Here is a 23,148-nt window from a genome sequence, read left to right on the forward strand (position 1 = left end):
GAGTTAACCCAGAAGGCTGGCGGCAATCTTCTCCGCCAGTCTTTCGGCCACTTCGCTCTTGCTCATTTCTGGCCAATCCTCGATGCCGGAGCGGCTTAATATCCGCACGCGGTTGTGATCGCCGCCCATGACGCTGCTGCCATCGGAGCCATAGGACACATCGTTGGCGACGATCCAGTCCGCGCCCTTTTTCTCAAGCTTGGCTTTCGCATTTTCGGCCACGTCCTGCGTTTCCGCCGCAAAGCCGACCACCAGACCGGGGCGCTTGTCGCTGTGACCGACACCGGCCAGAATGTCGGGGTTCTCGATCATGGCAAGCGTTGGAGCGCCTTCTCCGGGCTTCTTCTTGATCTTCTGTCCCGCTTCATTGGCCGTGCGCCAGTCGGCAACGGCGGCCACCATGACCGCCGCATCGGCGGGCAGATGTCGCTCGACAGCCGCCTGCATTTCCCGCGCCGTCTCGACATGAATGACATCGACGCCTTGGGGATCTGGAATATTCACCGGGCCCGACACCAGATGCACCGTCGCACCGAGCCGCGCCAGAGCGGCGGCGATGGCATGGCCCTGCTTGCCCGAAGAGCGGTTGGCGATATAGCGCACCGGATCAATCGGCTCATGCGTTGGCCCGGACGTCATGACAATGGATTTTCCAGCCAGTGGTCGTGCGCGCGGCGCCAGCAGCGTTTCCACTGCCGCGACAATGGCCAGCGGCTCGCTCATCCGGCCTGTTCCTGCCTCGCCGCTTTCCGCCATCTCGCCCTTCTCGGGACCGATGAAATGCACGCCGTCCTTTTCCAGTGTCAGACGGTTGCGCCGGGTCGCCAGGTTGTCCCACATGGCCGGGTTCATGGCAGGCGCAATCAGAACCGGAACCTTGCGCGCCAGCAGCACAGCGCTGGCCAAATCGTCGGCCAGACCATTGGCCATCTTGGCCATCAGATCGGCGGTCGCAGGTGCAACCACAATCAGATCGGCGTCGCGGGCGAGCCTGATATGCCCGACATCCTGCTCATCCTCACGCGAGAACAGATCGGTGAAGACATGATCTGCGGAAACCGCGCCGATAGTCAGCGGCGTCACAAATTGCTGTGCGGCAGCCGTCATCAAGGGGCGAACCTGCGCGCCGCGCTCACGCAAACGGCGGATCAGGTCAGGCGTCTTGTAGGCGGCGATACCACCGCCGATGATGAGCAAAACACGCTTGCCGGCGAGTGACGCGCCAACCTTACCCTGACCGGCGGGCGCAGGCGTGACCTGCGCCGTTTCTTCCAGCGCGTTCAGAAGAAGCCGTGCTTCCTCTTCCATGGAACGCCCGTTGCGCGCAGCGCGCACACGCAGCTTTTCCTTGGCGGCATCGTCGAGATTGCGGATAGTGATACTGGCCATTTGATTGCACCAAGCTATTGCAAGTGCAATCAATGCAATCACATTTTGGGCGATTTGTCACTTTAAAAGTGCAATTACAGCCAGAGATAGAGCTTGATCGCTATCGCAGCGAGCGCAATTGCAATCACCACCTGGGCGATACGGCCCCAACGCGAATGCTTGGCTTCGGCGCGACCGATGGCTTCCGCTGTCGCTGCGTCGAAGCGCAAGCCATTGGCAGCCATATCGTCGAGCGCAACCGAAACGCGCTCTACACGCGCCACCAGTTCCGGCGTCTTGCGGGTGAAATGCAGCAGCGCATAGGCGCTGTCCTTCGCGTCAAGCAACATGCCCTGTGGCCCGAGATTCTTCCGGATCCAGTCGCCGACAACCGGCTCCGCTGCTTTCCACATGTTGAAATGCGGATCGAGCGTGCGCGACACGCCTTCCACGACAACCATGGTTTTCTGGAGCATCAGCAGTTCGGGCCTAGTCTCCATGTCGAAAAGTTCGGTCACTTCGAACAGCAGCGTCAAAAGCTTGGCCATGGAAATGGTCTCCGCAGGCTGGCCGTGGATCGGCTCGCCGATGGCGCGGATGGCCTGCGCAAAGCTTGCCACATCGTGCGTATGCGGCACGTAGCCTGCTTCAAAATGCACCTCCGCCACACGCATATAATCGCGTGTGATGAAGCCATAGAGAATCTCGGCAAGGAAGCGGCGCTGTTGCTTGTTGAGCCGCCCGGTGATACCGAAATCCACCGCAACAATGATGCCCTGCGGATCGACAAACAGATTGCCGGGATGCATGTCGGCATGGAAGAAGCCGTCGCGCAGCGTGTGGCGCAGGAAAGACTGGATCAGCGTTTCGGCAAGCTTCTTCAGATCGAAACCAGCAGCAGCCAGCGCCGAAACATCCGACATCTTGGTGCCGTCGATCCATTCGAGCGTCAGCACATCGCGACCGGTGCGCTCCCAATCCACCTTCGGAACGCGGAAACCTTCATCGCCCTTGATGTTTTCGGCAATCTCGGAAAGCGCTGCCGCTTCCAGTCGCAGATCCATCTCGATCCGGGTGGTCTGCTGCAGCGTTTCGACAACCTGAACCGGACGCAGGCGGCGCGTGAAGGGCACATGGCGCTCCTGCATGCGCGCGACCATGTAGAAGCCTTCGAGATCGCGGGCGAAACGCTGGCGAACGCCGGGGCGGATCACCTTGACCGCAACCTTCTTCGGCTTGCCGTCCTTCATGACTTCCGCCGGATGCACCTGCGCCATCGACGCCGCCGCTATAGGCGCATCGAAATGCAGGTAAAGATCGTCGATCTTGCGCCCGAGCGATCCTTCGATACCGGCAATCGCGTCAGCCTGCGGGAAGAAATCCAGCCGATCCTGCAAAAGCTCCAGATCGGCAGCCACATCGCGCCCGACAATATCGGGACGGGTGGCCAGAAACTGGCCAAGTTTCACATAGGATGGGCCAAGCTTGTTCATCGCCCGCGACATGCGCTCGGAGCGCTGCATGTGCCGCGCGCGCGGACGCGCCAGCATGCCCGCAATCTTGTGGCCGAAAGCCGGAAGGCCGGATAGCCCTTCTACCGGAAGCGCGCTGATCACGCCTTCACGCGTCAAAATCCATCCGGCGCGCGCCAACCGGAAAGCGGCGGAAAGATTACTCATGCGACAATGCCCGCCCCTGCATCCAAGCCCGAATTCATGACAGGCACGATCACAGCTTCCAGCCCGAATGAAGCGCCGCAATACCGCCGGTGAAATTACGATAGCTCACACGCTCGAAACCGGCGGTTTCGATCATGGCGGCGAAATCCTGCTGCTTGGGGAATTTGCGGATCGATTCGACCAGATAGCTGTAGGAATCCGCATCGCCGGTAATCATCTTGCCAATGCGCGGAATGGCCCGGAACGACCACTGGTCATAGACCTTGTCGAGGATCGGCAGTTCGACCTCGGAAAATTCGAGACACATAAACCGCCCGCCCGGCTTCAGCACGCGATAGGCTTCCGACAGGGCCTTGTCGATATGGGGTACGTTGCGAATGCCAAAGGCAATCGTATAGGCGTCGAAGCTGTTATCCTCGAAGGGCAGTTCTTCGGCATTGGCTTCGACAAATTCGAGATTGTCGGCAAGGCCCTTCTTGATCGCGCGCTCGCGACCGACACCCAGCATCGAGCCGTTAATGTCGAGAATGGTCACATGCGCCTGACGACCCGACGCCTCGACAATACGAAAAGCGATATCGCCGGTGCCGCCAGCCACATCGAGCGACGTCCAGCCCGGGCGCTTCGATGGCGCGAGCCAGGCGATCATCGCATCTTTCCAGACGCGGTGCATGCCCGCCGACATGAGATCGTTCATCACGTCGTATTTGTTGGCGACCTTATGGAAAACGTCGTTGACGAGTGTCTGCTTTTCGTTTTCGTCCACCGACTTGAAGCCGAATGAATGCTCCATGCCGCCTTGTGCGCCCACGCGGTCCGCATTGCCGTTCTGCTGGCTCATAGCTCATCCTGCTTTTGATAGTCTGACGAAAACGATTTTCGGTTATGCATATAAAGCTTGTGCTGGACGATACAAGCACAGACCTTTTCCCTCTACCCCTTTTGTGATCGCAGCTTGCGCTCACGTTGAAAAATGGCCAAAGAGACATAAAACTGTGCGTGTGCGCTTGCCACGCGTTTTCTCCGGCGCAATCTGCCGCTAAAGTTCAAAACGATAACAAGAAAAGTGGAAAGATCATGGGCGTTACAGTCGTCAGCCATCCGCTTGTCCAGCACAAGCTCACCCTCATGCGCAAGCGCGAGACTTCCACGGCCAGCTTCCGGCGGCTTCTCAAAGAAATTTCGCTGTTGCTTTGCTATGAAGTGACGCGCGATCTCGAACTCACAACCATGGAGATCGAGACCCCGCTTATGCCGATGGATGCACCGATCCTCGAAGGCAAGAAGCTGGTCTTCGCTTCGATCCTGCGCGCAGGCAACGGCCTGCTGGAAGGCATGCTCGATCTGGTGCCCGCAGCCCGTGTCGCCCATATCGGCCTTTATCGCGACCACGACACGCTGCAGCCGGTCGAATATTACTTCAAGGCGCCGGAAGACATCGTCAATCGTCTCATCATCGTGGTCGATCCGATGCTCGCCACCGCCAATTCGGCCATCGCCGCCATCGACAAGCTGAAGGAACGCGGCGCGACCAATATCCGCTTCCTGTGCCTGCTGGCCGCACCCGAAGGCATCGAGCGCTTCACCAAGGCGCATCCGGATGTGGATGTCTACACCGCTTCCATCGACGAGCGCCTCGACGAAAAGGGCTATATCGTTCCGGGCCTCGGCGATGCCGGCGACCGCATGTACGGCACGAAATAAGCTATAACGTAACCAGACAGTAATCCGCGCCGGATACTCTGCCTTTAAAGCGGGGTAAGCATGGCGCGGATTTTCTTTATTGTTCTGATGCTGGCGGGACTGGCCACGGCCTTTCCGATTCTCTTCGATAGATACCAGTCGGCAACCGTCGAGCAAGCCGCGACGGCAACACCCTCCGCATCATCCCAACAGAACACATCCGCCTATAGCGGACGCCGCGCACAAATCGCGCCCGACAGTCGCGGGCATTTCATCACCGATATCCGTTTCAACGGCCAGAACCTGCGCGGCATGATCGATACGGGCGCAAGCTCGGTTGCGATCAATGCCAGCACCGCCCGGCGCATCGGAATATCGCTGCGACCCGATGATTTTCGCTATCGCGTTTCGACCGCCAATGGCGAAACACCGGCGGCGCGCGCCGTGCTCAGCAGCGTGGAAATCGGGCGTATTCGCGTGGAAAATGTCGAGGCCATCGTGCTGCGCGACGAAGCGCTTTCCGATATCCTGCTCGGCATGAGTTTTCTCAAGCGCCTGCGCCATTATGAAGTGGCAAATGGAGCGCTTATCCTCACGCAGTGACATGTTTCTCCGCTAGCACTACAGTTGCATGCTTCAGATTCTTATCGAAACGGAACCCAACTATGACCGCGGACCAACGCCTGACCGAGCTAGAAATTCGCGTCGCCGAACAGGAAAAAACCATCGACGAACTGTCATCCGTGCTGGCCGAGCAGTGGAAGCTCATCGATCAGCTTTCCAAGAAGCTCGGCGCGCTGACCGACCGTTTTCTGGAACTGGAAGAACAGACCGCGCCTGATGTGCCGGTCACCAAACCTCCCCATTGGTAAAAACATGCTGGAAATCATCAACCTCGCCGACCGTCCCGACCTCATTGCCGCCTGCGCCACATGGAACTTTGGCGAATGGGGCGAATTCCACGGCGGAACGCTGGAACAGACCATCGCAGGTTTCCACGCGGTCGTGCAGGCCGACGACGGACAGATCGCGAGCGCAGCACTTTCAGATGGAGAACTGGCCGGATTTGCACTGCTGATCGACAATGATCTGGAAACGCACCAGCATCTGAAGCCATGGGTTGCGAGCGTTTTCGTTTCGCCCGACTATCGTGGCCGGGGCATCGCCAGGAGCCTTGTCGGCGCCGTTGAGAAGGCCGCAGCAGAGCTTGGCCATGATGAGGCCTATCTCTATACGAACAAGCCTGACCTCTACCGGCAGATCGGCTGGGAGGATTTCGAACAGCTCGACGGCGATTATGCCGGCATGCTGATCCTGAACAAGAAAATCGCGCGATAATCCGCGCGATTTTTATGGACCGCTTTACTGTGCCAGCGGGATCGGGCAACTCACGCCAGTCCCGCGCAGGCCGCAATATCCGTTCGGATTTTTCGCCAGATATTGCTGGTGATAATCCTCGGCATAGTAGAACACCGGCGCATCTTCGATTTCCGTGGTGATGGGGCCAAGACCGCGCGCTGCCAGCGCCTTTCCATAAGCATCGCGGCTTTTTTCAACCGCCGCCCTATCCGCGTCATCGAAGGTGTAGATCACCGAGCGATAGGTCGTGCCGATATCGTTGCCCTGTCGCATGCCCTGCGTCGGATCATGCTCTTCCCAAAACAGGGTCAGCAGCTCATCGAGGCTCACGACTTTGGGATCATAGACCACCAGCACCACTTCGGCATGGCCGGTCAATCCCGTGCAGGTTTCTTCATAGGTCGGGTTTGGCGTTATCCCGCCCGCATAGCCTGCCGCCGTCACATAGACGCCCGGCACCTGCCAGAACAGCCGCTCCGCCCCCCAGAAACAACCCATGCCAAACATGATCTGCTTGAAGCCTTCCGGCCATGGGCCTTTCAATGGATGGCCCGAGACGAAATGTGTCGCGGATGTCGGGATGGCTGTTGCGCGGCCCGGTAAAGCCTCATCCGTGGAGGGCATCTGTACCTTCTTGCGATAGCTGTCGAGGAAACTCATGGATTCTACCTCCTGTGGCCCTGTGACGGGATTGACCGTCAGGCCGTGAAGCGCCCCAGGGGACGTCCGCGCCGATGACCAATCACATAGAACAACAATGCGAGCACGCCGAAGAAGAGCCATCCGGGCTGCCCGAGCGCTGGAACACAGACCGCGTTCCAGAATGTAGCGCCTATATAGTGCGTCACGAGCGCTTCTGCATCAGCCAGCGTTTCCGGCGCGTTGCGCGCCCACATGGAAAGCAGCGGCTTGGCAACCAGCTTCGACGCGCCGACCGAACGAGCGCCATCGAGAATGGCGAAGATCACCGCCAATGCCAGAAAAATAACCGCGAAACTACGCAACACAAACCGGATCACGATTCCCTGCCCCAGACCTTTAGGCGCATATTCAAACGCGTCGGGCACGCCCCAACGTCGCTGACCTGCACCTTTTCATACCGCCAAATCCCGACATAAGGAAGGCATTGCCCCTCAATCCCGCGTGCAACAAAATGATACTTCCAAATATATCCTTTAAAAACATAAGGTTACGATCCAACCCAAACTGTTTTCACAGGTTCGGCAGATTTAGCGTAAAAACTTGCAAAGAGCTATTGATCATGTGCGTATTCTGGCTATATTGCGCGCCGCTACCACATGTTGGCGAATAACCAGCGTCAGACGAAATGTGGTAACTCGTTTGCAGTCAGTTTTCACCGTGAAACGCGGTTTTCCCCGACAGCAAGGCAGACGGAGAGGTGGCCGAGTGGTTGAAGGCGCACGCCTGGAACGCGTGTATACGGGAAACCGTATCGAGGGTTCGAATCCCTCTCTCTCCGCCAAAATATCCATATAACTAGTTGTTTTTATTGTATAATTATGGATTTCGGTCCTGATTTGTTACAATCTGTGCTACAAAATTCCCGATTTTGTGGCACTGGAACATAGCGCTGTTCGGCCAATAATTCGCTTAATGTTAGGGTGACATCCCGCAGAGCTTCAACGTTAAAAAACGCTATCAATCCCAAGCTCATAGGGTCCACAGAAAACCAGAACACCGGTATCGACACTTCAATTCGGCGAGCTGGCCCAAACCCGTCCGAGAAAGATTTAGAAATAGCCTTCGGATTGGTCTGCCGCTATTGCCCTAAATAGATCAGCGCCGCAAACCGCGCCGCCTCTCTATGGACCTAGCCTTTTATGCAGATCGAAATGGTTTTGCTTATTGTCAGATTCGTGAGGTCCAAGCCCACCATCTCATGCATATCTGGCCGTATCCGCCCTAAAAATCGCACTTCAGCAGCAACGCGATCAGTCTATAAAATAAAAATTACACCAATCTCGTTTTCTATATTGCAACATACATGAAAGTTATGTATGATTCAAAAATCGAATCGAATCAGCAATTCGACGTTTATTATGTCATATATTAATGTCAAAGTACATGTTTATCTGATTTGATCGTGTGTTTTTAGTCGTATTTAAAATTTTGACCGCCTGCACGCGGTACGAATGATTTTTTTGACGTTCGCCCAGAACGGCATTCGGTGTACCTTAGATCACTACTTTACAAAACACAAAATTCAATAAACATACCGTCAATCTTGCTCAATCGAGTAAGCGAGTCGGTATTTTTCAACGTTCAAGTATTCAAACTTAGCCGAACGACGTTTTATGGTCCTAAGCTATAATTGAATATTCGAATATTACTTTTCACTGGCGAGTGTTTCTCAATGCAAGCTTAAAAATAATTACCAAAGGAAAGTTTAATATAAAAATGAAAAAATCTGAAATATCGTCCAAAGGCCTTTACTGCCGAAACGGCATTTATTATTTTCGTAAAGTCATCCCACCTCACTTACGCGGGCCCGATGGGCCGTGGGAAATTTTTGAATCTCTCAAAACAGACAACAAAGATATCGCATTATTTCGCTATGCAGAAGCAAAATTGCTCGCTGAAGAAGCGCTTAGAGAGATGCAGGACAAAGATTATACCCGCTCGAACGAGCGAGACAGCTTTGCTAAATCCCAAAGCAGAGCAAAGATGCAAGGTCGAGAACTTAAAGATGTTCGCGAAATGATCGACAATCCAATTGCAGTAAGAGAAGCAGTTCAGGCTCTCAAAGGAAGAAAGCGGGTTACAAAAATCATTGTAAAAAGCTTCATTTGCAAGAGAGACAACGATCCAAGGATTGAGGATCTTCCGGGCCTTTATGAAAATTATCATAACTACGAAATGAAATCTCTCGATGAACGAAAGTATTCAAGGAAAATTGATCCATTAAGAAATGCATGTAAACAACTAACGAGCCATTTGAACGAAAACAAGGCAGTAGGCGACCTAACCAAGAAAGACGCGAAGTCGTTTTATGATGCACTCCGGGATAGAATTTATTGCGACGATATAACTGCTAATACTGCAAACAAATACCTAACTCATCTGCGAGTTTTAATTAATGACTATTACAAGGAGAATGATATTGATACTAAGTGTGTATTTACCGGAATGAGATTCAAGGAGGACAAAAAGCAGCGACCAACTATTGACGTCGAACATATTAAAAATACTTGGATTAACAAAAACTCTTTGGCACAACTCAATGATGACTTGCGATATCTTGTGTATGCAATGATCGACACAGGCGCAAATTTCACGGAACTGTGCGGGCTGGATCCAGAGCAAGACATCCGACTTAAGGACGAAATCCCGTATATTATTCTTCGCAAAAACAAGTACCGTGATCTGAAAACACCATTCCGCGAGAGACGTATTCCACTGGTCGGCCTCGCTTTGGAAGCATTTAGCAATTCACCAGAAGGGTTTAAGCGATATCGACACGCCAACGGCCCCTCGAATGCATCCGCTACCATCAACAAATATCTGAAGGAAAACAATCTATTTCAGACCACCGGTCAGACCGCCTATAGCATAAGGCACTGCTTCAAGGACCGCTTAAGACAACATAATATTCCCGCCGAAATGCAGGATTATCTTATGGGACATAGAAGTCCGGGTATGGGTGCGCATTACGGCAGGGGCTATACCCTTGAGAAAATTAAAGAATCTCTCGAACGGGTTGCAGGGGATATTTGACCGACAACCTACCGGTCGCTGATGCAAATTAGAGCTACATAGCGCCTTTCATACAACGCTAAAAAAGGCCCGTCGAATTCCCTCTTGGGCCTTTTCGAATATTTTAACACTAGTCGAAAGACAAACCTATGAATAATTAAGTATATATGGAAATAGTATAGGAATGATAACTAACGAAGAGTATATGGATGATTTAAAATACCTCGGAGAAATCGCATTGAAATTTGGGATGGATGCTGAATTTGATGAAATAGTTTCCGCCTATGAGAGAGCAAAAAAGAAGGCAAAAATCACACCGTGGTAATTATATATTACACATAATTATTGTCTATTCAGGGTAGCATCCATTTGAATATTTAACATTTTATTTTGAGTCTATGTATCGCGATAGCGACATTTTATTTTTAAAGAATAAAGGAATAATGAAATATTTAAATTCGAGAGTAACAAAGAAACTTCGTGCAAATACGAGTTGGAATATTGTAAGAGCATTTGATTACGCTAAATTTATTGGAAGACCACTAAATCTCTTTGTAACAATTAGCTTTAAAGAACGATATGATCTCATAAAAATCAACAGAATTTTTCGAAAGATCATAAATCGGAATACAAGATGGAACAACGAATATTCGAAAAAACATGGATTATCTAAACAGAATCCTGTTTGGTTGTATGTCTTTGAAAATCCTAAACATAATCCCCACGTTCATTGGTGTTTAAATATTAGGAAAGAGCAGATAGATAAGTTTAAAATTAAACTTGAAAAATGGCTCAAAAAACTTCAAGGCTCAATTGAAAATAATTCCATCTGTATCAAGTATATTAATCCTTATACGGATAAGAAACTTGCAAACTACCACGTCAAGGGTATAGACGAGGAGTATATCGAGTTTCTGCATTTGCAGAATATTGCTTGTTACCAAGGACCTATCTACGGTCAACGCGGTCGCGTTTCAAAAGAAATTGGACCAACAGCTATTAAGAGATCCGGCTTCAAGGCCGATAAAGACAGAGATAAATGGCTTAGTCTACACCCATGGATTGCTGATGACTTTACACAACCAGCGAACTGGAATGTAAAAAAAGTGATTCCGAAGGAATTTGGGGTTAAATTTGAGCATTTACGCAAATACCATGACAGACGTGTCAGGAAATGGCGTGGAAGACGCCGTTGGTATGCATGAGGCTAGTCCGGCTAAGAGAAGCCCGATGGAGCTACTCTTACAGCTACTATCGAGTGCCTCGGGAGAGATTCCGGGGCATTTTTCATGTAATTTTAAAATGGAAACACTACTCGGATGAAATTCCATGATAATACCGGTAACAGGGTTAAATAGCTATTCTAATCACTGAAAACAGCGCGATCTTAAAGGATGTGCCGGATAGGTTTGGAAAATTTTGAAACTATGGACGCGCGATTGTCGGATTACCTTTGTCATCGATCTGGCGCGGTTATGGGTCAGCGATCTTTCTAGAATTTGGCCAGCTATCTTCAACCCGAGGAGGTGACAGCACAAAAGGAAATCCGGTAGGTGAATTCACCATTATGTTTGAATGGAGTTGGCGTATTGAAAGTCAGACTGCAATTCTTACCGGCAGCTCCAGCGATGAAAAAGAATGGGAAACGATTTTCAAATCGATAATCGGACAAACGGTGAGCGATATCACACTCTTTGGGCGGTTACCTGAGTTATCTATCACTTTAAGCGGCGATAGATATTTGGTTTCATTTATAACTGCTGACGGGCAACCAGCATGGACACTTTTTCGGCGTGGAGATGATGATACAAATTTTCCCGCCATCTCGGTCGCGGATGGGGTTATCGTCACCATTGCTTAAACGACCGCTTTACGCCCAATAACGGACGCTCAAGTCAACGCGCACGATGCGATCATCAGTCTGCTTTGGTCATTGATCGCGCTTGATGATCGAAGTTACTGTTACGTACTTCCGAACGCCTGTTGCCAAGGGTAATCTAGCTGCAGGAGTTTTCGCGAGGAAGCGGGCCATGAAGCAGTCGTTGTTGGGTGTAGGATTAGCAATCGCCATCTTTGCGCCGAGTGTCGCGCATTCTATGGACGACATGACGCGCCAGATCATCGAAAGAAGAGCTACGGAAGCGACGATCTGGGCGATGCCGGCGGTCAATACCGATCTCATGTATCAGGCATTTTTAAAGGCGGGCGGCGGTCCAAACCAAATCGCCGTCTGGTCACGTCTGCCCTCATGGAAGAATCAGACGCTCACGCCCAATCCGGATACCATCTATTTGATGCCATTCTTCAATACGAAGGAGGTCGGCCCGGTGGTGCTCGAGATTCCACCAGCCGACACTGGGTCTATCACAGGCAACATCGATAATGTCTGGCAGGTCGCGCTTGAAGATGCGGGTCCATCGGGTGCGGACAAGGGCAAAGGCGGCAAATATCTGATCCTGCCCCCGGGCTATTCCAAGAAAATTCCGAAAGGTTATATTCCACTCAAATCCGATACCTATACCGGCTACGCGCTTATCCGCTCGACACCCAAAACCGCGAGCGAGGAAGACATTGCGAAGGCAGTCGCCTATGGCAAGCGGGTCAAACTCTATCCGCTGTCACAGGCTGGACAAACGAAAGCGACAAAGTTCATCGATGTGATCGATGACGAGTTCGACGCGACGATACCTTACGATATCCGGTTTTTCCAATCGCTCGACCGTGTGGTCCAGACCGAACCTTGGCTTGAACGCGACCGGGCGATGATCGATGCGCTCAAGTCGCTGGGCATCGAAAAAGGCAAACCGTTTAGCCCGAATGCAGAGACGAAGGCTGCGCTGGAGAAGGGCGCACAGGATGCGACTGCGTGGCTGGAACATCAACGGGCAACGGCCTTTGCGCCGTATTTCGACAGCGCCAGATGGTTCGTCCCGGCCTCAGCGGCAGCGGTGGAGGCGCAATCGGATAATTTTGCCGACAAGCAAAACTACCCGACCGATGCACGCGCAATCACCTATTCAATGGGCTATGTCGGTATCAAGCATCTTGGCGCGGGGCAGTTTTATCTGATGACCTCACGCGACAAAGCAGGCGAGCCGCTGCAGGGCGCTCTAAACTATCGACTGACGGTTCCCGCCAAAGCGCCAGTGGGACAATATTGGTCGGCTACCGTCTATGACGGAACAACCCATGCATTAATACGGGATGTTGATCGTTTCAGCCGAGCCTCAAACACGCCGGATCTTCAACTCGGTGCTGACGGGGCGGTAAACATCTATTTTGGCCCGGTAGCTCCGAAAGGTCACGAATCCAACTGGATACCGACCAAGGCGGGCCGCAATTTCGAAGTACTTTTCCGCCTTTATCAGCCGAAAAAGCCGCTATTCGACAAAACATGGATACTTCCCGACATCGAACCGAACAGTCAGTAGAAAAATCCTATCGCTAATTAAGTCTCCGAAAGGCCTACAAAAATCGAATGAATGTCTAGTCCACCGTCGTAGTATTCCAGAGATTGCGGATCGGGCCTCAATTCCGCCTCTAAGCTGACACCGATTTCCGTAATTTTGAAAGTGTTGAGCGACTGCAACCTGTAGCCGCAATTATGCTATTCCAACTTTGGCCGCTTTCGAGCATCTTTAAAAGTGCAGCATTCCGAGACGTGTTTTCAGGCCTGCCTTTGTATTTGCCGTCCGCCTTAGCTTTGGCGATACCCTGCTTCTGTCGCCGCCTCCTGTCATCATAATCCTTACGGGCAATGGCAGCGATCATATCCAGCAGCATGCCGTTAATCGCTTCAAACATCCGAGTTGTAAATTCATCGGTGTTTTCCGAAGCCATTGACCATGATGTTGGCAGGTCGAGCGCGACAACCCGAATTTGTTTAGCTCGAATTTCTACCTTCAGCTTTTCCCAATCACTGGCGTTCAAGCGGCTCAATCGGTCTACCTGCTCAATGAGAAGGATATCACCCGGCTGACTATCGGAAAGCAGTCGAAACAATTCCGGACGATCCAACGACGCGCCGCTTTCATTTTCGATATAAAATGCAGCGACCTTCAAACTGCGCTCTTTGGCAAAGGCAATCAGATCGTCCTTTGCCCGGTTAGCGTCTTGTTCTTTCGTAGAGGCTCTCAGATAGGCGCGCAGGAACATTGAACCACCATTAGTTCGTTCTAGGTGGTTCTTTTATATTCGGTTCGTTTTGAGTTGTAAATGGCAATTATCGAACCAGCATAGAGCTGGTTCGCTAGAGGTATACCCTCCACGCGCTCAATTTATTCCCGATGAAAAATTGAGTCTTCTGCCCTCCTCCACAACTTAGGATCATAAACGACCGCGCAAACAATGATTAATCTTGTGTGATTCAAGCGTCTTGTTTCAATATCGGCCCAGAATCGACAAAACGGGTTAGGCGGGGGTAAATTCTATGGCGATCACTATAGCCGAATGCTTACTATTCCTTGGTACAGCAGTAGCAAATAAAGCTTTTGACCGACAAATGGACAAAGCGCTGGACTATTTCGAAAAGCGCAAACTTGCCTCGAAAATCGACGAAATTGTAATTGCCGTAATGGAGCCAATGTCTGTTTTCTTCAGTGCAGAAGGAATGTCAACGGAAGATGTAGAGAGAGTTGGAAGCTCCGCGAAAGGACTGGTGGAATGGCTGATCGAGAATCCAAATTTTGCGGCTGCTCGAGGATTGATCACTGAGAAAATTGTAAACGACCTTTTACAAACGGAGGCAGGATTGGAGTGCATTGCGAACACTCAGCCGCATTCCGCCGCTTTAGACACATTATTACGTGCTTTGGTCGATTTAGCCGTCTCGGTGCCCCCAGTACTTAAGAACTGGGAAAAAACATCATTCCAGACCATTTTCTCTCAAACCGAAGATATCAAGGCAACTTTAGGATCAGTTTACAGTTTGATGCAGAAAGTCGTCTCGACGCAAAGCAAATCGGACGATGTATTCGATATCGTACGAAATCATTGCGCTGCAAGTATTGCACTCAAAACAAGCATCCATGGCCTGAGACAGTCTGCCGTTCCACAAGCCGAGCTGGACAAACTTTTCGTATTTCCTGCATTTGACGAGAGTATTATTAAGCAAAGCAAATTGCTTTTAGAAGATAAATGTAACGAAATGGATTTATCCATGGAAAGAGAGGTTAAAGGGATAGATATAATAAAGTACAATGATTTTGATTCTTTTAAAAGGCAGTTATTTTCTGGAAATAGCTTTACGATTGTAGCACCTGCAGGAGCAGGAAAATCGACTTTCTCTGCTTGGATAAACTCCAAACTACTTAGCTCCACAGATACGTTTTTGCCTATCGTAATGCCGTTGCGTCAAATAAACAGAAAGGGAGATTTTCCAACTCTAACAGATAGTATTCTGTCTGTAATATCGCCAGCATTCAAGGACCGTGTATCAACGCAAAAAGTAGGAATGTGGGCTTCAGAAGGAAAAATTATACTAATACTCGATGGGTTTGATGAGATTAGCGAATCTAAACGGGAAAAATACTTAGAGTGGATTACCGCGCTCCCTCAAGCTCATCCAGGTTTAATGGTTATTGTTACGTCACGCCCACTTTCTACGGATCATTTAGACCGGCTAAATGGATTTGAGAACTGGCGATCTATGAAGCTCTTGGCTTTCGATCAAAGTCGGGTCGTTCAGTACATTTCAAATTTTCAGGAGTATGGCCCTGCAATTATGACAGGTGCCAAGAAACAGCGTCCAGAGGAACTGGCTGCACAATGGCTGAGTGATACGACTCTCGCACCTCTAACCGGCAACCCATTGTTACTCTCAACGCTTTTGATCGTCCATCATATGGACGGGGAATTGCCAGACGATAGATCAAAGCTGTATGAAAGGTATATCGACGGGATGCTTGGTCTCTGGGAGATCAATAAAGAGTTAGACGAACCCAAAGTAGCTCTTACGAAAGAGCAGAAGAAGAAAGTTCTCGAACTTATAGCCGTGAATATGATTTCTCTTGAAATAGATGCTGCGGATGAAGAAGAGGTATTTGATTGGGTATCCAACTATATTTCTGATCAAGCGATTGCGTCAGACGCGCGCGCTGTATTAGATCATTTGCGGGAGCGCTCTGGACTTCTGATTGGACCAGGACAATACACATTTGCCCACAAATCCATAGGGGAGTTCTTAGTTGCACAAGCGTGCAATGATGGTATCCAAATCGCAGTGAACGGGACACGTATGGATCGATTTACGCTGGACCAACATTGCCTTTCAGACCGTTGGAATACAGTTGTCTTTCTTTGGGCAGGTATTGCAGCAAAGCTAGATGTTCAGAACTTTATCGAGAACCGAAGAAGTCTAGGCGATATCGCAGTCGCTGGCGGGCTATTACTTGAGAGACGTCGCTTTCTTGAACGGAATTGGGTGTGCTCCGAATTCTGGAGAATTCTCAACGCGGGCATTAAGCCCGGCGGTGAACTACACAATGACACCTCAGATATTAATATAGTTTATAATTCAGGACCCGGTTCCTCTCATATTCCGAGAGAGCTTACTCCCGTGTTTCGACTCAAGTCGGTTGGTTCCTTGTTTTCTGATATTTTAGACTTTGTCGATATAATGTACAGAGAAAACTATGCCCGACCGGGAGACTGGAAAAACCTAGAAGGAGAACTTTCTATAGTACTCTGGTGCGGTTTATGTACATTCGAATATCTTTCGGATGGCTTTATTGAGAGCGCTCCCAAGATATTAACCGATCCTATGAAATTCTTGATTATAGCGAAAGCTTATAAAAGGGATTGCCCTGAAGAAATTATAGACAATGGCTTTCCAGAACATCCATATAAATCTCAAATAGACCCATATTTAATGATAGCTAGATTGATGGATTTGGTATTCTATTTCGTTTATGCTTCTGATAATAAAGATTTATACTTTGATCCGGCACCAAGTCCGAACGCACCCAAAACAAAGGAAATCTTATCAGATAGCACCTTTCTCCACCTTTTGCTGGACAAGCCAAGCGGGGTTTTTGGCCGTCATGGCGATACCGCAAAGGTTAATACATTTTATGAGGAGTGTTTTAATGCAGTTAAAGAGTGTAAAATTCCAGAGCAAAAACAATGGGTTGAATTCCTAAACGAATGCAATCAGCAGTTGGCGGCCTTGAAGGCTACTGAAGTCGCAATTGTTTAATATGTTATTTCTCATTCAAGGCACCCTTTTTTGCGCACCGTCTCTTTTTTGGACGGTGCGCATTAATTGTAAAATAGATATATTTCTCCATCAATAAAACCATCTCCATTAATTAAGATAAATAATAATTTAATATAGAAAGCGTTAAATTATAAATTAATGACGACATTATCACACCTGACGAAATTTTTAGTATATTTCATAAGTTCTTATTGTTATCTTTTTTCAATATTTAACTCAATATACGATAATTTTTACTTTATATAAAACATGATTGAGCTTCTTGTCGGTCGATTTTATTTCTTTTGCCATCGCGACGAACAGAATAACGAGCAGCAGTCTGCAGAACTAATATTCAACATCAATGCTTCCAATGATCAATACTAGCACCGCTAGGCCATAGCAGCGATTGTTGCGCGTCCCCACAGCTTTACGATCTTTGCATCGTCTGTTGATGACTGGACTGTCGAAATCGCTTTAAACCCATAAGGACGCACAATCGCCTCTGGACTTCGCTTTCGCCTTCGAGAAGACATCCGCAAATCTCTCCAGATAAACTCAACGACTGCCTGCTTATCCGTATTGCTAGATTTCACCAGCGCATTGACTGCTTTGAGCACAATTATTAAAAAAAACCGCCCCCGATTACCTCGCGGGCAGTTATCAATTTACATACAGTTTTAGGCGACGGCTTTCGGGGCCTGTTTTTTCGCTCCGAAAGTCGCAATAAGCCCGCCAACGAAAGCCAGAGCCATAAAGATGGCGACGATAGTGCCGCCAAGAATAGCGCCTGCGATAGCACAGGCCATCAGCAGAATACCGGGAAGTCTGCCCTTTGCACCGAGAGCAACGGCACCAAGAACGATGATTAGAAATGAGAATCCAACGCCACCCCAGCCAAGCCCGACAACCTGCGAAGCGCCTTCTGCTTCTAGACCAGCACCGACACCACCAATTAGTAGTGTAATAATAGCTGCGAAGACACCAAAAATCCCCGCAACAAGCGCAATTACGCCGCCTGCTTTTTGCATTCTTCAATTCCTTTAGTTTGAGGTAGATTGATTGCTTTGCTTATCGATGCCGAAGACAAGCGCAAAGCCTTTTTGGGCAAGGTGCGTGAACTTGACATCTCCAAGCTTAATCGTGGCTTCTTGACGCGGATTCAGTTGCTGTTGCAGAGGGATATCCGCTGGATGACCATCGATAAAAACGCCCCGGGAATAGATAATGGTCGCGGGTTCTCGAAGGTCGTTTGTAACCACAATTGAAAGAGAAGCATCTGTCAGTTTAATGCTCGCCATGGAGTTCACCCGACGCAACCGCTTCTGGACTTCTTCATATTTTTCGGGATTGAATCGAACATGCACTGAGGATGACCCATCGTCCGCTTTTGCAGCCTGAAAAGCCAATAGGTTACTAATCGGCATGTTTTGATCCCCATTTACGGAGAAAAGGGAGGTCGTCGCCTTGATTGTCATTCGGTCGTTCAGACTTCCGGAAACTCTTTCACAGCCGAGCAGAGAAGCCTTCTCAAACACCGCTGCGACAGCCTCAACCAGTTCTTGTCCTTCTGCCTTTTCGCACTTCTGAACCAATCCAGATTCAAGGATTTCGATTGTTAGATCGACCGGTATCCCAGTTGCGGCTGTAGACGACGTGATATCCTGGACATCGCGGACATAAAGTTTCGCGGAAACGTTTTGATCACATGCAGTTAATGCAATTGCGGCAAGGCAAATGCCTGCAAATCTCCTGTACATTTATCCCCCAAAAGCAAACGTCAAATCAATGTGTTCTTTTAAAACACGTTTGAAAACACCACGTTTATTAATACGTGGTGATTGGAAATCCAAGGTGTTTTTGTTCGCCAATGGAAATTCAGGAACAAATCGCAATCAATTTGAGGCGTATCCGCGTAGCGCGTGGAATCTCGCAGGATGAGCTCGCGCTGATTTCAGGTGTTGAGCGTGCTTATGTCGGTCATCTAGAAAGAGGCGCAAAAAACCCGACAGTGAAGACCTTGGAGAAGATTTCCATTGGCCTGCAATGTCGGGTTCGCGATTTTTTCGAAGATGTCGAAGGAATGGAATACGATAGAAGTACGCTGCCACCCGGAAGAAAGGGCTTCCGGGAGAAGGAAGAATTTTAGAAGTCTTTCTCGGTATCCGTTTTTTTCCCGCCGCTGCTTTCAGCAAGATAGCGGTCAATTCCCGCAGAAAGCAACCGAGTCATTTGCTCGCAACCATTCGAAAACTTGATGCGATCTTGATATTCGATTGGAAACGCCTTGTAGGCCTGCATAAGCTTGTAGTTAGCATCATTTTCAGACGTCTTCGTGGCCTTTTGCCAAAGCGCGTCAACGTCGATTTTCTGTGATTTTGCGACCGCATCAAGTTGCTTCAGTTTCGTCTTCAGCGGGGCAAGTTGCCTGTCACCTGCATAGTGATACTCACAAAACAGTTTCGTGAGCATGTAGGTTTCATAAGCTTCGGAGATAGCTTTCTCCGCGTTCTTCGGAGTTTTGTTTCTAGAGGGTTTGGAAATGGCTTCTGGTCGCGGAGCCGCAATTTCAGGCTCATTACCTTCGTCTGATGAGACCTCTTGTGGCGTATATCCCTGACCTGTGACATTGGTCGAGACGGTTTTACAGGCACCATTCCAGAGATTTTTTGAAAGCGCGATCAGTTCTTCGTCTTTGATCTTGGAATTCAGATCATACTCGACAGCATCATTAACGCCGATCAGTAGTTTTTGCCGCTTCCAATAGACGGTGGCGCTGTCCTCGTCACAATGAATGTAGGCGGTATCGAAGAGCTTCTTTCTAGCCTCAAAAGCGTCCACCTTCACCATATTCGACAGATTTTTTGAATAATCCAACGACTGATAATGCAGGGAATACGGAGTGCCGTTGAATTCGGGCTCTGTCGTTATATCGACCTTTGCAAGATTATCCTGAAGGGGTGGCCTCTTTGAGATTTTGGCAAAGTCTTTCTTGCAGACGGCATGCCATAACTCCCAAATCGTTTTTCCGGCGCTGCTTGGGTCATTCTTTATATCAATGGAATGATTGATATTATCACTGGTCAGAACCTGCGGCATATATTGATTGCAATTGACAACGAAATCGCTGGTCTTTTTCTGCGCACGATTGTCATAGGTGATCACCGTCGCGATATAATTGTCTTCTATTCCTGCCTTTTCGACTTTTTGAAGAAACAGTTCCGATGCGTAGCCGGAACGACCTCCACTTGAGAAAAACTGCGCATGGGCCGAACCCGTGATCACAATGCCAATCGCAGCCAATCCGATTGACCAAATGAGCTTACTTGCAGCGACCATACTGACCGGCTCCCGCTATCGAGATTTTGTTCGCATTCAGGACGGTTATTTTCATGCTGCCGCGAACCGACTCGCCTTCCGTCTCGCATAGGAATTGAAGCGCATGGCTTTTTCCCTTCCGGGAATAATTCATAACAACGCAGCTACCCTCGTGGCGTTCTAAGCTCTTTTTGCCCAAAATGAGATAATCATCCGCTGTTTGATCGCGTAAAGCTTGGCAGCTCTCAACGTGCGGTCCCTTCCATGTACCTATAATGGATTTGTCCAATTCGGCTGAAAAAGCCGGAACCGAGATTGAGAATGCAGCCATTGAAACCGCTACTGACATTACAAAACTGAATCGAGTCATCGCCCCACCGAATTAAAAATCAAAAGAAAACGCGGTTTAAACCACGTTTTTTAATACCACTATTTTTGAACCAAAATCAAATTCTAGAGACGCGATTTTCTGCAAATCATGCTCTCAACAATTGTTACAAAACTTGCTACAATTTTTTTATGGGGGTGATTTTTATATTGTTGATTTTATTGAATATTTTAGGAGATTCTATGAATCCGACAGTCTCTCTCTCCGCCATTTAGTTCCCCGACTTCAAAAGCAGAGATGAAAGCACCCTGAGCTCATCAGCTCGGTTATGCTTTCTGACCCCCGTGAGCCGTAACCCACGGGAATCGCGTTACTGTCTGCCCTTTGTGGAAGGCGATCAGATTAGGTCTTCTTCCTTCAGCGCTTTCTGCGCCGCCGGACGCGCCATGACGCGTTCGCGCAGGGCGAGCGCCTTCGGATAGGCGCTTAGATCGACCTGCATCACCACTCCCCAGCCGAGCACGACGGATGCATAGACGTCGGCCTGGGTCAGTTCTTCGCCCAGCCAATAGCTGCGGCCTTCCACCAGCATAGCCTCAAACTGGCCCATCCGGCGCGTGATATTGGCGAGCACGCCCGCCTTCGCTTCTTCGGTCAGGTTCGGCGCAAACAAACCGCCGAAAGCAGAGTGCAGATCGCCGCAAAAGCCAAGCGCTTCCTGCAGCCGTGCGCGTTCCATCGTGCCATAGGCCGGCTTGAACGATGCAACATCCGAATGATCGCCGATATACTGCAGAATGGCCGCGTTCTGAGTGATCACGACGCCCGGTTCGAGTTCCAGGGCCGGAACGGCGCCACGCGGATTGACCGCCAGAAAATCAGCGCCGCCGGCGGTGACCTTGGTTTTCAGGTCCACGGCTTCAAACGTGTAATGCAGGCCGGTTTCGCTGAGAACGATATGCGGTGCGAGCGAGCAGGCACCGGCTTTGTAATAGAGCTTCACTGAAAGATGTCTCCGAAGAATTGCAACGCGGGATTTCTATCAGTTCCCGCTGCCCCTGCAATATTATAGGGGGCAATTTTTCGTGCGTTCCGCCGATACCGGAAATTCTTTGCGCGAAAATGCCTCGATCAGAAAAGTGAAGCGATGCGCGCCGGCTTGGACGAGGACATTCGCGGCACCACGACGAGCTTGTTGAACTCGCCGCGTTTGAAGGCGCGCAGGAAGCGCGGATAATCCCGGAACACCACGCAGCCATTGGAATCGCCGTTGCGTCCCAGCATGAATGTATGCGCCAGAAGCCCGTCGCGATTGTAGCGGTTGTTACCGTCAGCCGGTGTCAAGCGGATCGCCTCAACGCCGTGGAACAGCGCCTCGCGCATGCGCAGATTATAGCTATGCGGCGGCGTCGGGCCGCGGTTCTTCTGGTTCACATAGGTGGGATTGTCGCGCATGCGACCGATGCCCGAATGGGCTTCGAGCTTCTCGCCGCTCGGCAAATAGACGGTCGCGGCGGAAATGTCATAAATGGCTACGCGGCTGCGCGCAGCCTGATTGATGAGCGGGCTAAAAAGACCTGGCTCTGGCGTGTCTGTCTGGCCGCTTTCTGGCGCATAGGCAAGCTGCGTCTTCGGATGCATCCGCGAGGCGCGCAGTGGCGGCTTGGCGCCCGGCAAAGGCACATCGTCCGGCACGAACATATCGCGATCGGTGTCGTCGTCAGCTGCCATATCCGTTTTCTGGTCGGGCGCGGATTGCGGCAACGGTATCGCATTGCCGACCGGTAGATTTGGCGTGTCAGCGCCTTCCGCATCGGCTTCTTCAGCCTGCGACAGTGGCAAAATGCCGGACTGGCTCTGCGGCTGGATTTGGGCCAACGCGACAAGTGCGGCAGGCGTTTGCGGCGCGCTGGCATAGCCAAGCGCCGCAACGGGTGCTGTCGAAGGTTCCCCCGCACCACCCATTTTGTCCGTCACCGTGGCAGCAGAAGCAACTGCAACCGGCTCTGGCAGCTTAACCCGGTCCGCACGGGGTTCGATCAGCGAAGCAACGTCTACGGATTTTGGCTCGATCACCGAATTCGGGCCGATATCGGCAATGATCGGCTGATCATCGGTCACCTTGTTGCGACGCCAGTCGAGGTTGGAATAAGCAGCATCCGCCGTATAAGCCTTGATGAAACTTTCGCGCATTTTGCGCGATGGCGTTCGGGTCTGGTCGACAAGAGCCAGCGCCTGCGGCATGGCTGCCGGAATGCGCCGCATGACCGGAGCGACCGGCGCAAATGCGGGAATGACCGTTTCAAGCGTGCCGAGAGTGGTCAGCATCCAGCCGCCTGCGACAAGACCTGTCGCGGCAAAAGCCGTTACACGCAGAAAGCCACGCAAACTGAACGGAACGCTGATGCGGCTGCTACGCGGAGCCGCGTGGCCATACACTTCTGTCACACACGCCATGATACTAACCCGACTGGAATTCGACTTCGCGGCCCCACTTCTGGCCT

At 50.4% G+C, this 23,148-nt stretch carries 22 protein-coding genes and 1 tRNA gene; 12 read left to right on the forward strand and 11 right to left on the reverse strand.

Annotated features, from left to right (window positions below):
* Positions 1–3 precede the first annotated feature (3 nt).
* The 3 genes from coaBC to ubiE form a co-directional block, all read right to left on the reverse strand.
* Positions 4–1,389, reverse strand: a complete 1,386-nt coding sequence (coaBC, locus tag JAU75_RS17450; protein WP_199057743.1) for a bifunctional phosphopantothenoylcysteine decarboxylase/phosphopantothenate--cysteine ligase CoaBC — start codon at positions 1,387–1,389, stop codon at positions 4–6.
* Between the two features lie 74 nt (positions 1,390–1,463).
* On the reverse strand, positions 1,464–3,047 hold the full coding sequence (ubiB, locus tag JAU75_RS17455; RefSeq protein ID WP_199057744.1) for a 2-polyprenylphenol 6-hydroxylase: 1,584 nt from the start codon (positions 3,045–3,047) through the stop codon (positions 1,464–1,466).
* 49 nt (positions 3,048–3,096) lie between these two features.
* Positions 3,097–3,888 (reverse strand): bifunctional demethylmenaquinone methyltransferase/2-methoxy-6-polyprenyl-1,4-benzoquinol methylase UbiE, encoded by a 792-nt coding sequence (gene ubiE, locus JAU75_RS17460; RefSeq protein WP_199057745.1) that lies wholly within the window; start codon positions 3,886–3,888, stop codon positions 3,097–3,099.
* Positions 3,889–4,124: 236 nt separating this feature from the next.
* On the opposite strand from ubiE, the gene upp reads away from it, so the two are divergent.
* The 4 genes from upp to JAU75_RS17480 all read left to right on the forward strand — a co-directional run bounded on the left by upp (position 4,125) and on the right by JAU75_RS17480 (position 6,068).
* Positions 4,125–4,751, forward strand: a complete 627-nt coding sequence (gene upp / locus JAU75_RS17465; protein WP_199057746.1) for a uracil phosphoribosyltransferase — start codon at positions 4,125–4,127, stop codon at positions 4,749–4,751.
* Between the two features lie 60 nt (positions 4,752–4,811).
* A complete protein-coding gene (locus JAU75_RS17470; protein ID WP_199057747.1) occupies positions 4,812–5,333 on the forward strand; it encodes a TIGR02281 family clan AA aspartic protease in 522 nt (173 codons plus the stop codon).
* Between the two features lie 62 nt (positions 5,334–5,395).
* A complete protein-coding gene (locus tag JAU75_RS17475) occupies positions 5,396–5,602 on the forward strand; it encodes a SlyX family protein (RefSeq protein ID WP_078339885.1) in 207 nt (68 codons plus the stop codon).
* A gap of 4 nt (positions 5,603–5,606) precedes the next feature.
* The gene (locus JAU75_RS17480; protein WP_199057748.1) at positions 5,607–6,068 is read left to right on the forward strand and encodes a GNAT family N-acetyltransferase; all 462 of its coding nucleotides are present in this window, start codon (positions 5,607–5,609) and stop codon (positions 6,066–6,068) included.
* A gap of 24 nt (positions 6,069–6,092) precedes the next feature.
* Here the strand turns inward: JAU75_RS17480 and msrA are convergent, their stop codons facing one another.
* The gene (msrA, locus tag JAU75_RS17485; protein ID WP_199057749.1) at positions 6,093–6,749 is read right to left on the reverse strand and encodes a peptide-methionine (S)-S-oxide reductase MsrA; all 657 of its coding nucleotides are present in this window, start codon (positions 6,747–6,749) and stop codon (positions 6,093–6,095) included.
* 38 nt (positions 6,750–6,787) lie between these two features.
* A complete protein-coding gene (locus tag JAU75_RS17490; RefSeq protein ID WP_199057783.1) occupies positions 6,788–7,108 on the reverse strand; it encodes a hypothetical protein in 321 nt (106 codons plus the stop codon).
* 374 nt (positions 7,109–7,482) lie between these two features.
* Between JAU75_RS17490 and JAU75_RS17495 the strand changes: the two genes are divergently transcribed.
* The 6 genes from JAU75_RS17495 to JAU75_RS17520 all read left to right on the forward strand — a co-directional run bounded on the left by JAU75_RS17495 (position 7,483) and on the right by JAU75_RS17520 (position 13,234).
* Positions 7,483–7,572: transfer RNA gene (locus JAU75_RS17495), tRNA-Ser, on the forward strand.
* Between the two features lie 935 nt (positions 7,573–8,507).
* A complete protein-coding gene (locus JAU75_RS17500; protein WP_199057750.1) occupies positions 8,508–9,824 on the forward strand; it encodes a DUF6538 domain-containing protein in 1,317 nt (438 codons plus the stop codon).
* 163 nt (positions 9,825–9,987) lie between these two features.
* Positions 9,988–10,128, forward strand: coding sequence for a hypothetical protein (locus tag JAU75_RS17505; RefSeq protein ID WP_199057751.1), 141 nt, complete (start codon positions 9,988–9,990; stop codon positions 10,126–10,128).
* Positions 10,129–10,201: 73 nt separating this feature from the next.
* Positions 10,202–11,008: a hypothetical protein gene (locus tag JAU75_RS17510; protein WP_199057752.1), complete on the forward strand. Its 807-nt coding sequence runs from the start codon at positions 10,202–10,204 to the stop codon at positions 11,006–11,008.
* A gap of 248 nt (positions 11,009–11,256) precedes the next feature.
* Complete coding sequence (locus JAU75_RS17515) at positions 11,257–11,664, forward strand: hypothetical protein (protein WP_199057753.1); 408 nt, start codon at positions 11,257–11,259, stop codon at positions 11,662–11,664.
* Between the two features lie 169 nt (positions 11,665–11,833).
* A complete protein-coding gene (locus JAU75_RS17520; protein WP_199057754.1) occupies positions 11,834–13,234 on the forward strand; it encodes a DUF1254 domain-containing protein in 1,401 nt (466 codons plus the stop codon).
* Between the two features lie 109 nt (positions 13,235–13,343).
* Here the strand turns inward: JAU75_RS17520 and JAU75_RS17525 are convergent, their stop codons facing one another.
* The gene (locus JAU75_RS17525) at positions 13,344–13,958 is read right to left on the reverse strand and encodes a recombinase family protein (protein ID WP_199057755.1); all 615 of its coding nucleotides are present in this window, start codon (positions 13,956–13,958) and stop codon (positions 13,344–13,346) included.
* 274 nt (positions 13,959–14,232) lie between these two features.
* Between JAU75_RS17525 and JAU75_RS17530 the strand changes: the two genes are divergently transcribed.
* Entirely contained in the window at positions 14,233–16,998 is a 2,766-nt protein-coding gene (locus tag JAU75_RS17530; RefSeq protein ID WP_199057756.1) for an NACHT domain-containing protein, read from the forward strand.
* A 680-nt stretch (positions 16,999–17,678) separates the two neighbouring features.
* Here JAU75_RS17530 and JAU75_RS17535 read toward each other — a convergent pair.
* Together JAU75_RS17535 and JAU75_RS17540 are read right to left on the reverse strand one after the other, a co-directional pair.
* On the reverse strand, positions 17,679–18,029 hold the full coding sequence (locus tag JAU75_RS17535; protein WP_199057757.1) for a hypothetical protein: 351 nt from the start codon (positions 18,027–18,029) through the stop codon (positions 17,679–17,681).
* A gap of 12 nt (positions 18,030–18,041) precedes the next feature.
* Positions 18,042–18,758, reverse strand: a complete 717-nt coding sequence (locus JAU75_RS17540) for a hypothetical protein (protein WP_199057758.1) — start codon at positions 18,756–18,758, stop codon at positions 18,042–18,044.
* A 110-nt stretch (positions 18,759–18,868) separates the two neighbouring features.
* Between JAU75_RS17540 and JAU75_RS17545 the strand changes: the two genes are divergently transcribed.
* The gene (locus JAU75_RS17545; protein ID WP_199057759.1) at positions 18,869–19,147 is read left to right on the forward strand and encodes a helix-turn-helix transcriptional regulator; all 279 of its coding nucleotides are present in this window, start codon (positions 18,869–18,871) and stop codon (positions 19,145–19,147) included.
* Here JAU75_RS17545 and JAU75_RS17550 read toward each other — a convergent pair.
* The 3 genes from JAU75_RS17550 to JAU75_RS17560 all read right to left on the reverse strand — a co-directional run bounded on the left by JAU75_RS17550 (position 19,144) and on the right by JAU75_RS17560 (position 23,101).
* Positions 19,144–20,337 (reverse strand): hypothetical protein, encoded by a 1,194-nt coding sequence (locus JAU75_RS17550; RefSeq protein WP_199057760.1) that lies wholly within the window; start codon positions 20,335–20,337, stop codon positions 19,144–19,146. The two genes, JAU75_RS17545 and JAU75_RS17550, sit on opposite strands and share 4 nt — an antisense overlap.
* 704 nt (positions 20,338–21,041) lie before the next feature.
* Entirely contained in the window at positions 21,042–21,647 is a 606-nt protein-coding gene (gene gst, locus JAU75_RS17555) for a glutathione transferase (protein ID WP_199057761.1), read from the reverse strand.
* 128 nt (positions 21,648–21,775) lie between these two features.
* Positions 21,776–23,101, reverse strand: coding sequence for a tlde1 domain-containing protein (locus tag JAU75_RS17560; protein WP_247880527.1), 1,326 nt, complete (start codon positions 23,099–23,101; stop codon positions 21,776–21,778).
* Between the last annotated feature and the right edge of the window lie 47 nt (positions 23,102–23,148).

The organism is Ochrobactrum sp. Q0168, assembly GCF_016427605.1.
Taxonomy (GTDB): domain Bacteria; phylum Pseudomonadota; class Alphaproteobacteria; order Rhizobiales; family Rhizobiaceae; genus Brucella.

Coding starts and splice junctions, on each gene's coding strand:
- coaBC (WP_199057743.1), bottom strand. CDS start 1,389: ATGGCCAGTATCACTATCCGCAATCTCGACGATGCCGCCAAGGAAAAG.
- ubiB (WP_199057744.1), bottom strand. CDS start 3,047: ATGAGTAATCTTTCCGCCGCTTTCCGGTTGGCGCGCGCCGGATGGATT.
- ubiE (WP_199057745.1), bottom strand. CDS start 3,888: ATGAGCCAGCAGAACGGCAATGCGGACCGCGTGGGCGCACAAGGCGGC.
- upp (WP_199057746.1), top strand. CDS start 4,125: ATGGGCGTTACAGTCGTCAGCCATCCGCTTGTCCAGCACAAGCTCACC.
- JAU75_RS17470 (WP_199057747.1), top strand. CDS start 4,812: ATGGCGCGGATTTTCTTTATTGTTCTGATGCTGGCGGGACTGGCCACG.
- JAU75_RS17475 (WP_078339885.1), top strand. CDS start 5,396: ATGACCGCGGACCAACGCCTGACCGAGCTAGAAATTCGCGTCGCCGAA.
- JAU75_RS17480 (WP_199057748.1), top strand. CDS start 5,607: ATGCTGGAAATCATCAACCTCGCCGACCGTCCCGACCTCATTGCCGCC.
- msrA (WP_199057749.1), bottom strand. CDS start 6,749: ATGAGTTTCCTCGACAGCTATCGCAAGAAGGTACAGATGCCCTCCACG.
- JAU75_RS17500 (WP_199057750.1), top strand. CDS start 8,508: ATGAAAAAATCTGAAATATCGTCCAAAGGCCTTTACTGCCGAAACGGC.
- JAU75_RS17505 (WP_199057751.1), top strand. CDS start 9,988: ATGATAACTAACGAAGAGTATATGGATGATTTAAAATACCTCGGAGAA.
- JAU75_RS17510 (WP_199057752.1), top strand. CDS start 10,202: ATGTATCGCGATAGCGACATTTTATTTTTAAAGAATAAAGGAATAATG.
- JAU75_RS17520 (WP_199057754.1), top strand. CDS start 11,834: ATGAAGCAGTCGTTGTTGGGTGTAGGATTAGCAATCGCCATCTTTGCG.
- JAU75_RS17525 (WP_199057755.1), bottom strand. CDS start 13,958: ATGTTCCTGCGCGCCTATCTGAGAGCCTCTACGAAAGAACAAGACGCT.
- JAU75_RS17530 (WP_199057756.1), top strand. CDS start 14,233: ATGGCGATCACTATAGCCGAATGCTTACTATTCCTTGGTACAGCAGTA.
- JAU75_RS17535 (WP_199057757.1), bottom strand. CDS start 18,029: ATGCAAAAAGCAGGCGGCGTAATTGCGCTTGTTGCGGGGATTTTTGGT.
- JAU75_RS17540 (WP_199057758.1), bottom strand. CDS start 18,758: ATGTACAGGAGATTTGCAGGCATTTGCCTTGCCGCAATTGCATTAACT.
- JAU75_RS17545 (WP_199057759.1), top strand. CDS start 18,869: ATGGAAATTCAGGAACAAATCGCAATCAATTTGAGGCGTATCCGCGTA.
- JAU75_RS17550 (WP_199057760.1), bottom strand. CDS start 20,337: ATGGTCGCTGCAAGTAAGCTCATTTGGTCAATCGGATTGGCTGCGATT.
- JAU75_RS17560 (WP_247880527.1), bottom strand. CDS start 23,101: ATGGCGTGTGTGACAGAAGTGTATGGCCACGCGGCTCCGCGTAGCAGC.